The 12,745-nt window shown below is 65.0% G+C and carries 12 protein-coding genes and 1 pseudogene; 5 read left to right on the forward strand and 8 right to left on the reverse strand.

Going from position 1 to position 12,745, the window contains the following annotated elements:
- Nucleotides 1–20: 20 nt before the first annotated feature.
- Complete coding sequence (locus MNOD_RS14500) at nt 21–1,013, reverse strand: LysR family transcriptional regulator (RefSeq protein ID WP_015929671.1); 993 nt, start codon at nt 1,011–1,013, stop codon at nt 21–23.
- Between the two features lie 235 nt (nt 1,014–1,248).
- On the opposite strand from MNOD_RS14500, the gene MNOD_RS14505 reads away from it, so the two are divergent.
- The 4 genes from MNOD_RS14505 (at nt 1,249) to MNOD_RS14520 (ending at nt 5,606) form a co-directional block, all read left to right on the forward strand.
- On the forward strand, nt 1,249–2,598 hold the full coding sequence (locus tag MNOD_RS14505; RefSeq protein WP_015929672.1) for a dicarboxylate/amino acid:cation symporter: 1,350 nt from the start codon (nt 1,249–1,251) through the stop codon (nt 2,596–2,598).
- A gap of 63 nt (nt 2,599–2,661) precedes the next feature.
- The gene (leuC, locus tag MNOD_RS14510; protein WP_015929673.1) at nt 2,662–4,092 is read left to right on the forward strand and encodes a 3-isopropylmalate dehydratase large subunit; all 1,431 of its coding nucleotides are present in this window, start codon (nt 2,662–2,664) and stop codon (nt 4,090–4,092) included.
- Nucleotides 4,093–4,095: 3 nt separating this feature from the next.
- Nucleotides 4,096–4,707: a 3-isopropylmalate dehydratase small subunit gene (leuD, locus tag MNOD_RS14515; protein ID WP_015929674.1), complete on the forward strand. Its 612-nt coding sequence runs from the start codon at nt 4,096–4,098 to the stop codon at nt 4,705–4,707.
- 11 nt (nt 4,708–4,718) lie between these two features.
- Complete coding sequence (locus MNOD_RS14520) at nt 4,719–5,606, forward strand: alpha/beta fold hydrolase (protein WP_015929675.1); 888 nt, start codon at nt 4,719–4,721, stop codon at nt 5,604–5,606.
- A 208-nt stretch (nt 5,607–5,814) separates the two neighbouring features.
- On the opposite strand, the gene MNOD_RS14525 is transcribed toward MNOD_RS14520, so the two are convergent.
- The 3 genes from MNOD_RS14525 to MNOD_RS14535 form a co-directional block, all read right to left on the reverse strand.
- Nucleotides 5,815–6,528 carry an RES family NAD+ phosphorylase gene (locus MNOD_RS14525; RefSeq protein ID WP_015929676.1) on the reverse strand — a complete coding sequence of 238 codons (714 nt, stop codon included), beginning with the start codon at nt 6,526–6,528 and terminating at the stop codon, nt 5,815–5,817.
- Nucleotides 6,525–6,938: an MbcA/ParS/Xre antitoxin family protein gene (locus MNOD_RS14530; protein ID WP_015929677.1), complete on the reverse strand. Its 414-nt coding sequence runs from the start codon at nt 6,936–6,938 to the stop codon at nt 6,525–6,527. Before MNOD_RS14530 ends, MNOD_RS14525 begins: the two co-directional genes overlap by 4 nt.
- Nucleotides 6,939–7,100: 162 nt before the next feature.
- A complete protein-coding gene (locus MNOD_RS14535) occupies nt 7,101–7,430 on the reverse strand; it encodes a hypothetical protein (protein WP_015929678.1) in 330 nt (109 codons plus the stop codon).
- 625 nt (nt 7,431–8,055) lie between these two features.
- On the opposite strand from MNOD_RS14535, the gene metB reads away from it, so the two are divergent.
- A complete protein-coding gene (gene metB / locus MNOD_RS14540; RefSeq protein WP_015929679.1) occupies nt 8,056–9,213 on the forward strand; it encodes a cystathionine gamma-synthase in 1,158 nt (385 codons plus the stop codon).
- Between the two features lie 18 nt (nt 9,214–9,231).
- On the opposite strand, the pseudogene MNOD_RS46550 reads toward metB, so the two are convergent.
- The 4 genes and pseudogenes from MNOD_RS46550 to dld form a co-directional block, all read right to left on the reverse strand.
- Nucleotides 9,232–9,426: pseudogene (locus MNOD_RS46550) on the reverse strand (DDE-type integrase/transposase/recombinase); the annotation flags it as partial.
- Between the two features lie 310 nt (nt 9,427–9,736).
- Nucleotides 9,737–9,985, reverse strand: coding sequence for a hypothetical protein (locus tag MNOD_RS14550; RefSeq protein ID WP_015929681.1), 249 nt, complete (start codon nt 9,983–9,985; stop codon nt 9,737–9,739).
- 165 nt (nt 9,986–10,150) lie between these two features.
- Nucleotides 10,151–10,906, reverse strand: coding sequence for an SDR family NAD(P)-dependent oxidoreductase (locus MNOD_RS42370; protein WP_015929682.1), 756 nt, complete (start codon nt 10,904–10,906; stop codon nt 10,151–10,153).
- Nucleotides 10,907–10,951: 45 nt separating this feature from the next.
- The gene (gene dld / locus MNOD_RS14560) at nt 10,952–12,742 is read right to left on the reverse strand and encodes a D-lactate dehydrogenase (protein ID WP_015929683.1); all 1,791 of its coding nucleotides are present in this window, start codon (nt 12,740–12,742) and stop codon (nt 10,952–10,954) included.
- Nucleotides 12,743–12,745: the final 3 nt, after the last annotated feature.

Below are 12,745 nucleotides of genomic sequence, written 5' to 3' on the forward strand. Positions count from 1 at the left end.
TGTGTAGACCATCTGCGCTTTCAGCTCAGCTTGCCTTCCGGGGGACGCTCGGTCTTTGAGTCGACGCGGCAGGAGAGAGAGCCGACGCAGCCGGCTTGCGCGTCCCAGTCGCGGCCTGCGACGAGCGACCAGAGGCGCTCCGCCGCCGGACTCTGCCGCGCGCGCGGACGGTAGAGCCGGATCTCGATGGGGATGTCGCCGTCCGCCCCGCCCGCCCGCATCAGCCTTCCGCGCTCCAGGTCGTCCGCGACCACGCTCATCGGTGCCCAGGTAACCCCGCGGGCGTCGCGCGCCATGGCGATGAGAACTGAGGTAAGATGCGAGGCAAAGACCGGCTTCAGTGACGCCTCGCTCCGTTCCACGGCCCGCGCGCCAGCAAGGATGCGGCCGAGCCCGGATTCGCCCGTGTAGGTCAGAAGAGGAAGCGGCGCCTTGGGAGTGCCGGGCAGCGCGAAGAGCGGCCCTGTCCCGTCCGGCCGCGGCGCGCTCACCGGCAACAGGAGGTCGGTTCCGAGACGAAGCGAACGGAACTGGTCCGAGGCCAGCATGTGCGTGGTCGACGGATGATCGTGGCACAGCAGAAACTGCGCCTCGCCCCGCAGCATCATCTGCTCGCAGGCGGCCATGTGCGCGGCGGTCAGGTTGACCGTCGCCTGGACGCGCTCGAAGCTCTCGACCGCCTTCAACCAGTTCGGGAAGAAGCTCACCGAGAGTGTCTGGGTCGAAGCGAACCGCACGGTCGCTGCGGCCATGCGGCCGGCCTCGCGCGCCGCCTCGCGTCCCTGGTACAGGCGCCGGAGCGTCTCCTCCGCCACTGGCCGGAACCGTTCCCCGGCCGGTGTGAGCGTCACTGGCAGCACGTCGCGCGTGAATAGCGAGGTGCCGACCCACTCCTCAAGAGCACGGACCCGACGGCTGAAGGCGGGCTGCGTGATGCAGCGCTGCTCCGCCGCACGCGAGAAGTGGCCGAGGTCGACTAGGGCCAGGAAGTCTTCGAGCCAAGCGACGTCCATCCGTCGAGCCCTCCCGCCGGGAAACCACCACTCAGAGCGGTCGACCCTTCGCACCCGGCTGCAGAACCATGACGGGCAGCCGCGCAGCGGTCAACGACGCAGCGGTCGGCCCGGCATCAACTGATGCAACAACGGCATTGGCGATTTCGATCGGGTTCGGGTCCTGTGACCGAGGATCGGTGCGGCCGCAGATCGGCACAGCAGTCGCACCGAAAAGCAATCAGGGAGAAGCGCCATGCAGAAGGCGGCCCAGGCCCGAAGAAAACCGCTCTATAAGAGCCTTTATGTCCAGGTAGTTGCTGGGATCGTGCTCGGCGTAGCGGTCGGATACGTCGCTCCGACCGTTGGCGTAGACATGAAGCCCTTGGGGGATGCCTTCATCAAGATGATCAAGATGGTCATCGGGTTGGTGATCTTCTGCACCGTCGTCGCCGGTATCAGCGGCATGAGCGACATGAAGAAGATGGACCGCCTTGGCGGCAAGGCCTTGCTCTACTTCGAGGTGCTCTCCACCATTGCCCTCGTCATCGGCGTGGTGGTCGGCAACTTCGTGCGACCGGGCGTCGGCATGAACGCGGACCCGAGCAAGCTCGATGCGGACGCGGTGGCCAAGTACGCCGGCGCGGCCAAGGAGCATGGCACGGTCGACTTCCTCCTGAATATCATCCCGAACACGGTCTTCGACGCCCTGACCAAGGGCGAGATCCTGCCCGTCGTCTTCGTCGCCGTGCTGTTCGGCTACGTCCTGTCCAAGCTGGGCGAATCCGGCAAGCCGCTGCGCGATCTCGTCAACGCGGCCTCCCACTGGATCTTTGGCGTCATCAACGTGCTGATGCGGTTCGCGCCGTTCGGGGCGTTCGGCGCGATGGCCTACACCATCGGCAAGTTCGGCCTCGGCTCGCTCGGCCAGCTCGTCGGGCTGATCGGCACGTTCTATCTCACCGGCGCGATCTTCGTCTTCGGCGTTCTCGGTGTCGTGTCGATGTGGGCCGGGTTCAGCCTGTTCAAGCTGCTGCGCTACCTCAAGGAGGAGCTGCTGATCACGCTCGGGGCCAGCTCCTCGGACGCGGCGCTGCCCTCGCTGATGGAGAAGCTGGAGCACCTCGGCTGCTCGAAGTCCGTCGTCGGTCTCGTCGTGCCGACCGGCTACATCTTCAACGCGGACGGCACCTGCATCTACATGACGCTGGCTGCCCTCTTCGTCGCGCAGGCGACCAACATCGACCTCACCCTGACCCAGCAGCTCGCGATCTTCGGCGTGTCCCTGCTGACCTCCAAGGGGGCGAGCGGCATCACCGGGGCCGGTTTCATCGCCCTCGTCGGCACGCTCTCGGTCGTCCCTGCGATCCCGCTCGCCGGCATGGCGCTGATCCTCGGCATCGATCGCTTCATGAGCGAAGGCCGTGCCATCGTGAACATCATCGGCAACGCGGTGGCTGCGGTCGTCATGGCCAAGCTCGAAGGCGAACTCGACATCAGGCGGATGCGCGACGTGCTCGAAGGCCGACTCCTCGAGGACTACCCGATTGGCGACGACGCAGACACCCCCTCCCGCGCCGCCGTCCCGGCCCATGTGACGGCCTGAGCGCGCCCGGCCTTCCAGGCGTGACTGGCAACATCGCGCCTCATTCCCCCAAGGATCCAGACGATGTCACCCCGTACCCTCTACGATAAGCTGATCGACTCCCATACGATTACCCGCCTCGATGACCGCGACGGCCCGGGCGCTGAAGTTCTGCTGTACATCGACCGCACTGTCCTCAACGAGTACACGAGTCCGCAAGCCTTCAGCGGCCTGCGCGAGGCGGGCCGCCAGGTCTGGCGGCCGGGCGCTGCGCTCGCCGTCGTCGACCACGTCAATCCGACCGCGCCTCACCGCGGCGCCGCGATGCCGGACGAGGGCGGCGCCCGGCAGGTGCGCTACTTCGGCGAGAACTGCCGCGACTTCGGCATCGAACTCTTCGACGTGCTGCACCCGCTCCAGGGCATCGAGCACGTGGTCGCACCGGAGCTCGGCTTTATCTTGCCCGGCATGGTCGTGGGAGCAGGCGACAGCCACACCACTACCTACGGCGCGCTGGGCGCGCTCGGCTTCGGCATCGGCACCTCGGACATCGAGCACTACCTCGCCACACAGACGCTCCGCTACCGCCGGACGCGCACGATGCGGGTGACGCTCGAGGGTGCCCTGCCGCCAAGCGTGACGCCCAAGGACGTGGTGATGGCCCTGATTCGCAGGATCGGCGCCTCGGGGGCGACGGGCTACGCGGTGGAATTCGCCGGCGACGGCCTCACGGCGCTCCCGGTCGAGGGCCGGATGACGATCTGCAACATGGCCGTCGAGGGCGGCGCGCGCGGCGTGATCATGGCGCCCGACGCCGCGGTGTTCGACTATCTCGCCGACAAGCCTCGCGCGCCAAAGGGTGCCGCATGGGAGGCCGCCGTGCGACACTGGTCGACGCTCCGCAGCGACCCGGACGCGGTGTTCGATCGCGAGATGCGCCTCAAGGCGTCGGAGATCGAGCCGCTGGTCACCTGGGGCATCAGCCCGGACCAGGCGATGCCGATCGGCGGCCGCGTCCCCGATCCCGCCTCGGAGCCGGACGCGAACCGTCGCCGGGACATGGCGCACGCACTCGCCTATATGGACCTCGCCCCCGGCACGGCCCTGGAAGCCGTGCCGATCCAGCGCGCCTTCATCGGGTCCTGCACCAACGCCCGCCTCTCCGACCTGCGCGAGGCCGCGGGCGTGCTGCGGGGCCGGCGCATCGCCGAGGGCGTGCGCGGCATGGTGGTGCCCGGCTCCTCCAGCGTGCGTCGCGCCGCCGAGGCCGAGGGTCTCGACCGCGTCTTCATCGAGGCCGGGTTCGAGTGGCGTCAGTCGGGCTGCTCGCTCTGCCTTGCCATGAACGACGATGTGCTGGCACCCGGCGAGCGCTGTGCATCAAGCACCAACCGCAACTTCGAGGGTCGCCAAGGCGCCGGCGGGCGCACCCACCTGATGAGCCCCGCCATGGTCGCGGCGGCCGCGGTCACCGGCCACCTGACTGACGTACGCCGCCTCACCCGGGAGAACTGAGCCATGCAGCCTTTCACTGTTGTCGCCGGCCCGGCCGCGCCCCTGCCGGCCGCCAACGTCGATACCGACGTCATCATGCCCAAGCAGTTCCTGAAGGGCATCGACCGCAGCGGTCTCGCACAGGGGGTACTCCACGACCTGCGCTTCGACAAGGACGGCGTCCCCCGTCCCGACTTCGTGCTCAACCGTCCGGAGTGGCAGAACGCGCGCTTCCTCGTGGTCGGCCCGAACTTCGGCTGCGGCTCCTCGCGCGAGCACGCGGTGTGGGGCCTGCTGCAACTCGGCATCCGTGCCATTATCGGCACGACCTTCGCGGGCATCTTCGCTGACAACGCTGCCAACAATGGGCTTCTCCTGGTCACGCTCGATCCCGAGCAGGCGAGCGTCCTGTCCGCGCTGGCTGCAAAGCCGGACGGCAACCGCTTCGCCGTCGATCTGCCGGAACAGACTATCGCTGCCGGTGACGCGGTGCGCCTGGGCTTTGAGATACCACCCACTCGAAAGGACGCTCTAGTTCGGGGGCTCGATGCGATCGGAATGACGCTCGATCAGGCCGCGGCGATCCGAGCCTTCGAGGCGCGGTACCACGCTGCCCATCCCTGGCTTGTCCGGTGAGGAGGTAGAGCATGCCGGTGTCGGATCCGTTTCTCGAAGGCTTCGCGCTGCACGACATCGCGGTGAACGGCGTGCGCATCCGCGCTGCCGTCGGCGGCACAGGGCAGCCGCTGCTGCTGCTGCACGGGCATCCGCAGACCCACGCCACGTGGCACGCCGTAGCCCCGCGCTTGGCTGAGCGCTTCCGCGTCGTGGCAATGGACCTGCGCGGCTACGGTGACTCCGAGAAGCCGCCGGGCGGCGCAGGCCACATCAACTACTCCAAGCGCGTCATGGCGGCCGACGCCGTCGCCGTGATGCAGACCCTTGGGCATGATCGCTTCGCCGTGGTCGGGCACGACCGCGGCGGGCGCGTTGCCCATCGCATGGCCCTCGACTTTCCCGAGCGCGTCTCACGCCTCGCGGTGCTCGACATCGCACCGACCGCGACGATGTACGCGCGAACGGACAAGGACTTCGCCACGCGCTACTTCTGGTGGTTCTTCCTCATTCAACCCGAGCCGCTGCCCGAACGCCTGATTGCTGCCGATCCGGAGTTCTTCCTACGCACGCACATCGCGGGGCAATCGAAGACGCCCGGCTCAACGCCACCGGCGCTCTTTGCGGAATATCTGCGCTGCTACTCCGATCCGGCCACACGTCACGCGATCTGCGAGGACTACCGCGCAGCGGCCGGAATCGACCTGGAGCACGATGCGGCGGATGCCGACAGGCGTATGCAGGCGCCGCTCTTGGCCTTGTGGGGCGCGAAGGGCGTGGTCGGGCAGACCTACGACGTGCTGGAGACGTGGCGCGAGAAGGCCCTCGATGTGTCCGGCCACGCCCTCGATTGCGGCCATACCCTGCAGGAGGAGCGGCCTGAAGAACTCCTCACCTCTCTCGAGGCGTTTCTCGGCTGAACATCGCCTTGGAGATGCGGCTGGCCATCAGCGTAGTCGGCAGCTACAGCCGTCGCCACGCTCTGCAGGCCGGTCTTCGCCAGCCTGCGATAGCGCGCCCGGCGCAAGCCGAAGGCCCGGACACATTGGCATTGGGCATATGACTGCCGGCCCATCTCGCTCTCCTGCCGCACCCGCGCGGCCGCGAGTGCTTCGTGCTGAGGTTTGGTCAGCTAACCCGGAAGACCTCACCACTTCCAATATCGCGGTAGAAATCCACTCGTGAGCCATTCCAGTGGTAATCGAGGTGGCGCCCCTGGACGAGGTTTGTCGCGCGGTCGGGATAGAATAGGCCTACGCATATGCCACCAAGGTCTCGTTGGCTCGGGTAGACGATACCCTCCGATGCACTCACCCGTAACGCAGCGGCAAGCTTCTGTGAGTCGGTATAGCTGTCCGGGTCGAGAGCGGGAGCGAATACCGGATCACCGCCACGAAGGTCGTGAAGTGCAGCGTCAATGTCCAGCACAAGTTCGCGGAATTGCGACGTCCAGCCGGGCGCCTCATTCGTGCAAGCCATAAATCGCGCGTGATGGTGGATAGTTTCGAGAAGTGCCGTCTCGAAATGTTCGGCTATGTAGAGCACACCGTAAGTACCGTCACTGAACCGACTCGGCCGATCCGGGCTGACATGCGTGAACGGGGCCATCAGGAAAGTAGCGCCGGGCCCAGCGACACGCCTCGGCGGTGGCACCAGGTCGAGCGTACCGATCGTCTCCATGAGCCGTGGGTTGGTCTTCTGCTCCGCTGCAATGAGCAGCGGCCAGTCCTCCGGATCGGCGATGTCCTCAAAAAGGTCGATCGGCGGGTATAGGCTCCGGATGATCCGTCGCGCGCCCACCCACCGAATAGCCGTCACAGGAACGCGTGCAGGATCCGTCACCAGCAACCACGCTCAGCATCCAGGTAGCGGCGAACGCGCATTAAGTCGGTCAGTTCACCACCGAGCATAACGTCCAGTGCCGAGCGACCACCGAACGCGTCATTTGGAGTCTTGACCCAGGCGTAGCCACGCGTTGGTTCGCGAAAGATGATCTTCAGTGCCTTGTGAATTCCCATCAAATTCGAGAGCCGCGCCTTACCGTCTCGGCCAAGCCGGCCGATTTCGCCAGCTTTCCAGCGCGCGAACGTCCGGCGTGGCACGTCGAGAATGGTGGCCGCCTGATCATCGGTGACATCCCACAGGCGGAACAGGTTGAGGGCAGCACGAAACATCGCTGCCGCCTCGTCGTCCGTAATCGGCTCTGGCGAGAACGGTTTAGGCTCAACGGCGACCCGAGCAAGCGTAGCCATGGCGATCCCTCGTCATATGGCGAAAGATGGATATATCTGCGCCATTTGGCAAGTCCGGCGGTGGCACTTGGGGTTGGCTGCGACACCCGATCATGCCCTGTTCTGCAGGGTCGCTAGAGCCGTGGCCGTTTCAACGGAAACGGCCACGGCTCTCGTGGGTGATCAGCGCCCGCCGCCGCTGCCCGAGCCGGCTGACCCGGGCGAGCCGGTACCGGTTGCACCGCCCGCCGCAGTCCCGCCGGGCGGCACGGCCGCCGCGCCCGTGGTCCCCGTCGACAGGCTGCTGTGGCCGGCGCCCGGGCTGGAGCGCGGCGCGCTGCCCACCTGCCCGGCATTACCCGTGTTGCCCGTGCTGGCGGCTCCGCCGGTCGCGATGCCCGCGCTGCCGCCCGTCCCGGCGCTTCCGCCCGCACCCTGCGCCATCGCGAGACTCCCTGTGCCAGCAAGCAGAAGCGCAGCGGCGAGGACCGGGCCGATCGTCCTTGAGGTCATGCATATCTCCCTCTGACGGCGCCCCGCTGCGGCGCGGACGCCGTGACGATCAGGCGACGCCGGTTATCCCCTGTCACTCAGCAGGGTTGATCAGGGCAGCCAGACGATGACCCAAAGCGGCCCCTCGCGGCGCGCGAGGCGAACGTCCGGTCGCGACCGTTTTCCGGTCATTTGATTTCCTGACAGGGTTTCTGGACACAGGCCGCCGAGGGGCTGGAGCGCCTGGCAGGACGCAATCTGCGTGGAAGGTTTCCCGTCGTTATATTTACAAACATGATCCTGGGCGGGAGATGAATGCCCGATCTACACGCCTCCCTTGGTGATCATCAGTGTGGGTGGGGACCCATTCCGCCGCGCACCGGCACGCCGCGCCGGAGGTGCGGACACGCGCGCGAGGCTGAAAGCTGAGGGAGAGACGCGCGGCTCCTGATCGAGGCTGCATCTTTGAGCAGTGGTCCTCCTGATCCCGGTCTGGCGAAGAACGCGCGTCCGGATGCACCATGCCATTGGGCGCCGTTCTGTTGTAAGCTCGCTTCGTTCTGTTTATGGAACGACGTACCCGGCCCAGCGCTCGGGGAGCGGACCGCGCCTGATCGCGGCGGCTCAAGACAGGAAGGGTTCAGTCGTGGCACATCGGAAGGCCGCACAGACGATCGCCGCCGCGAACGGCATTGGCTCGGATACTGCCTATGGGGCCGTCAGCCCGCCGCTCTACCTCTCGACGACCTACGCGTTCGAGGGCTTCGAGCGCCCGCGGGCGCACGACTATTCGCGGCTCGGCAACCCGACCCGCGACCAGCTCGCCGACACCATCGCCAAGCTGGAGGGCGGCGCGCACGCCGTGGTGGTGGCGAGCGGCATGGCGGCCCTGGACCTCGCGCTCTCGCCCGTTGCGCCCGGCGACCTGCTGGTCGCCCCGCACGACTGCTACGGGGGCACCCACCGCCTCCTGAGCCAGCGCAGCGCGAAGGGGCACTACCGCGTCGCCTTCGTGGACCAGACCGACGAGAACGCTCTCGCGGCCGCCCTGGTGGAGCGGCCCCGCCTCGTCCTGATCGAGACGCCGAGCAACCCGCTGATGCGGATTGTGGACATCCGCCGCGTGGCCGCGCGGGCCAAGGCCGTCGGCGCCCTGCTCGTCGTCGACAACACGTTCCTGTCTCCCGCCCTGCAACAGCCGATCTCGCTCGGGGCGGACCTCGTCGTCCACTCCACCACGAAATTCCTCAACGGCCATTCGGACGTGATCGGCGGGGCGGTAGTGGCCGCGGATGCTAAGCTTGGCGAGGATCTTGCCGCCTGGGCGAACACCATCGGCGTCACCGGCTCGCCCTTCGACGCCTACCTGACTCTGCGTGGCATTCGCACGCTGTTCGCGCGCGTGGAGCGCCAGCAGCAGAGCGCAGCGGCCATCGCGGCATTCCTGGCGGCGCACCCGGCGGTGGCGCGCGTCCACTACCCTGGTTTGCCCGAGCACCCGGGACACGCGATCGCGAAGGCGCAGCAGAGCGGCTTCGGCGCGATGCTGAGCTTCGAACTCGCGGGCGGGCGCGAGGCCATCCGCGCCGTTGTCGAGCGGCTGCGGGTCTTCACCCTGGCGGAATCGCTTGGCGGGATCGAGAGCCTGATCGCTCACCCGGTGAGCATGACTCACGCGGCCATGGATCCCGAGGCGCGCCGGAGGGCCGGCGTGGGCGATGGCCTCTTGCGGCTGTCGGTCGGGCTTGAGGCCGAGGAGGACCTGCTGGACGACCTCGCGCAGGCCCTCGACGCCGCGCGCTGATCGGGAGTTCACACTTTTCGCGACCGGAAGCCGAAAGCAATCGGCGAGCAGCTGATTCTGCTCGCACATCGTCCACGCGCCCGAGAACCCGAAGCCCTTGCGCAGCCACAGCATGGCTTCGAAGCCCTGGATCGTGCGCCGGGCCGTGGTGAACGAGTGCAAGCCGCCCGCCCGCGACATCGGTCTCTTCACCCGGGAGTGGTCGCTCTCGATCATGGGACCGGCCTCACGCCCGTGCAGCGGCCGCGCCAGACGCCCGGCCGAGGAGCGACCCGAATTCGCCAACAGTATCCCGTCGCTTTCCTGACAGCGCCCTTTCAGAACCTGCTGGGCATGGTGTTCAGGGTTCACGCATGATCGCACCAGGTGGCCTCTTGTGGATCCTCAAGCCCTGTGAAGCTGGCCGCGAAACCTTCGATTATGCTGCTCGTCCCCCGTTGCGCGGAGCGGGAAACGGTCAGCACGGGCCTCAATCACCGCTCAACCCGAGACTACGCGTGACCCCTGGGCCGATCCGGTGCTGTCATCCTTTGCGCAGCCGCCGCGCATTCGCACGGACCTTCCGGCGATAGCCGCGCACCACGTGGCAGGGCGACTTGCCTGTCGCAACTTGCATCGCTGCCTCGCCAGCCGCAGCCACCTTCTCGCCGACCATGAGGTGCGCCTCCACCGCCGCGGCTGGGCCACCCAGCGCGATCTTGGCGAGGCGCAGACCGATCACCGTCTGGGCCTCAACGCCGAGCATCGCCATATCGACGCCGAGCTTCCACATGGGTCCGAAGATGACAGGCGGCAAGCCGATGTTCCTTGTGCGAGAGGGGAACCGCGGGCCGCGCAACTGGCAACCGGAGGGAGGCAATTCGACCCGCGGGTGGCGTCTCTGGTGCGGTGCCATGGTCCGAGGAGACCGCCACGTCAGGGGCAGGCTGCAGAGCCTTCAACGACGCATAAATCCGCCATCTACTTCCAGTGTCGCTCCTGTGATGAAGCTCGCGTCATCTGACGCCAGGAAGGCAACCGCAGCTGCGACCTCGTTCGGCTTTCCAGCGCGTCCAAGAGGGATTGCATCTATGATGCGCCGTCGCTGCGCCTCGGGCATGGACGCCGTCATGTCGGTTTCCGTCAGCGCCGGGCAGATCACGTTCGATGTCACACCGTGCTGGCCCGCCTCCCGCGCAATCCCTTTACTGAACGCGATAACACCGCCCTTTGCAGCTGCATAGCAGCTGTTTCCCAGCAGACCGCCGCCATTCAGGCCCGCAACTGACGCTATGTTTATAATGCGCCCGGAGCGGCGCTCCATCATATGAGGCAACACGGCTTTGACGAGGAGAAACACACTCGTCAAATCAATGTCGATGAGACGCTGCCAGTGCTGAAGATCAATGTCGGTCACAGGTCCGGTTGAAACTATGCCAGCATTGTTCACAAGAATGCCAATAGACCCTAGCTTATCGATCGCCGTTGCAATGAGTTGAATAACATCAGTCTCCTTCGAAATGTCAGCAGCGATGAAAATTGCATTGTGACCTTCTTTGCGCAATTCCGCCGCAGATGACTCACCCGCTTCTACATTGATATCGGTCACAACAACCGATGCCCCGCGTTCTGCCAACAGGCGAACGATTGATAAACCTATTCCTCGTGCAGAACCGGTTACAACCGCTACCCGGCCCGTCAATTCCGCCGCCATAGTTTCCTCCTTTGCGGAATACATTCGTTCATGATCAGATGCCGATTAATCAGCAACCGAACTGCACTCCCAGTTTCTGCGCTTCGACGTTTGCCCTATCCCGGGATTAAACACATTGCATGGATCAAGATTGCAGAAGAATTCCCTCATCTGCGGCTTGGCCCGATAGATATGCCCAACATTATGCTCAGCTGGGTACTCAGCCTTGCGGTCATCTAGAAGGCGCCAAATTTTATGCTCCAGCTCCAAACAATCTACGCCGCGTTTTACGACATAGTCCTGGTGAAACACATGACAGAAGAAATGCCCATAATAGATTTTATGAATTATTGCTTCATCAATGTTGAATGGCAGTGTTTCAAACCAGTTCGTTTCATTGCGCCTCAAAGCGATATCGAGCGCGACGATATCCTCGACCTCACGCGCGTGTACGGCGCGGTACCGAACCGCCGCCCCCGCGACCGCGAACCGATGCAGGAACGCCTTGTTTCCTTCCTCGGTCGTGCATTCGAAAAACCCGCCCTCAGCTGTCTCGAAAAACTGCCGAAGGAATTGGCCTGCTTCGCCAGCGCCCTCGCCTGACATTTTGAGGAGGAGGTGATGCTCGTAGGCATCGCGAAAGCGCCGTATGCGAGCCGGCAAGTGACTTGGCAGCCACCGACTTACCGCCTGAAGAACGCGATCGCTGAAATCCGCAGGCAGAAACGCCACACGTTTCGCGAGCGCGTCGAAGCTGGATTTGAGTTTGAAGAACGTTGGCAAGCGCGACGTGCCGAGCGCACGAATGAGTAGAAACGTGTCTTTGCCATACTGCTCAGCAATGTCGAAAGCGTCGCGATGGATGTATTCGCCTGCAACAGGAAGATGAATGAAGCTACCTAGGATATGTCGCCGGATTTTTGTAAGGTTATCGACATCGTTTGTTCCGATGTAGAAGACAGTCGTTTGCTCATCAGCCGGAAACGTATCGAGGCGCACGGCGAAAACCGCGAGCTTCCCCGCGCAGCCTGACGCCTCGTGCAGCCTGCGTGCGTCAGCGTTGAAACGTGCGGGTGTATCAGCATCGACGTCGCGGACGTAATCCGCATAGTCCCGGTCCGACGCCCATCGGCTCGCGCTGCGGTCGATGTCACTCTCGTTGACGTCCCAACGGTCCAGCCGCTCCAGAATATCCTCAGGGCTTTCCCCCAGCTGTATTCCGAGATGATTGATAAGCTCAAGCCGCCCCTTCTCATCGACCCGAGCAAACAACGCAAGCTCAGTGTAGGCAGGTCCCCGCTGAATGAGTGCTCCACCAGAATTATTGCAGATACCGCCCAGTACTGACGCGCCGATGCAGGACGAGCCGATCACCGAGTGAGGTTCCCGGCCGAGCGGTTTGAGGGTCTTCTCAAGTTGATCAAGAGTGGCCCCCGGCAGGCACACGACCTGCTGGCCACCCTCGATCAGACGCACGGTCCTCATTCGCATGGTGTTGAGAAGAACCACCTCGCGGTCGTAAGTGTCGCCGTCAGGTGTTGAGCCGCCCGTGAGGCCGGTGTTGGCGGCTTGCATAATGATGATCTTGCCGGCCTGAACACAGGCCTGCAGCACGCGCCATTGCTCGACGAGACTGCCCGGCCTCACCACGGCGAGCACGTTGCCGCCTCCGAAACGATACCCTGTACGAAAGCGCCGCGTTTGATCAGGATGAGTCAGAACATGGCGGCGTCCAACGATCGCACGAAGCGTGTCAAGGAAACTGCCGGTGTCAGCCGGCAGCTTTGATGCTTGATCGGCCGCCGTGCTCGGCTCTGCTCCCGCGGCTGGGTGTCCAGATTGTAGAGAGTGCAACATAAC

Source organism: Methylobacterium nodulans ORS 2060, from assembly GCF_000022085.1.
Taxonomy (GTDB): domain Bacteria; phylum Pseudomonadota; class Alphaproteobacteria; order Rhizobiales; family Beijerinckiaceae; genus Methylobacterium; species Methylobacterium nodulans.

Excerpts from the sequence above, each read along its gene's own strand:
- MNOD_RS14530 (WP_015929677.1), bottom strand. The coding sequence starts at position 6,938 with ATGGCTACGCTTGCTCGGGTCGCCGTTGAGCCTAAACCGTTCTCGCCA.
- MNOD_RS42370 (WP_015929682.1), bottom strand. The coding sequence starts at position 10,906 with ATGGCGGCGGAATTGACGGGCCGGGTAGCGGTTGTAACCGGTTCTGCA.
- leuD (WP_015929674.1), top strand. The coding sequence starts at position 4,096 with ATGCAGCCTTTCACTGTTGTCGCCGGCCCGGCCGCGCCCCTGCCGGCC.
- leuC (WP_015929673.1), top strand. The coding sequence starts at position 2,662 with ATGTCACCCCGTACCCTCTACGATAAGCTGATCGACTCCCATACGATT.
- MNOD_RS14535 (WP_015929678.1), bottom strand. The coding sequence starts at position 7,430 with ATGACCTCAAGGACGATCGGCCCGGTCCTCGCCGCTGCGCTTCTGCTT.
- MNOD_RS14550 (WP_015929681.1), bottom strand. The coding sequence starts at position 9,985 with ATGTGGAAGCTCGGCGTCGATATGGCGATGCTCGGCGTTGAGGCCCAG.
- MNOD_RS14500 (WP_015929671.1), bottom strand. The coding sequence starts at position 1,013 with ATGGACGTCGCTTGGCTCGAAGACTTCCTGGCCCTAGTCGACCTCGGC.
- MNOD_RS14520 (WP_015929675.1), top strand. The coding sequence starts at position 4,719 with ATGCCGGTGTCGGATCCGTTTCTCGAAGGCTTCGCGCTGCACGACATC.
- dld (WP_015929683.1), bottom strand. The coding sequence starts at position 12,742 with ATGTTGCACTCTCTACAATCTGGACACCCAGCCGCGGGAGCAGAGCCG.
- MNOD_RS14505 (WP_015929672.1), top strand. The coding sequence starts at position 1,249 with ATGCAGAAGGCGGCCCAGGCCCGAAGAAAACCGCTCTATAAGAGCCTT.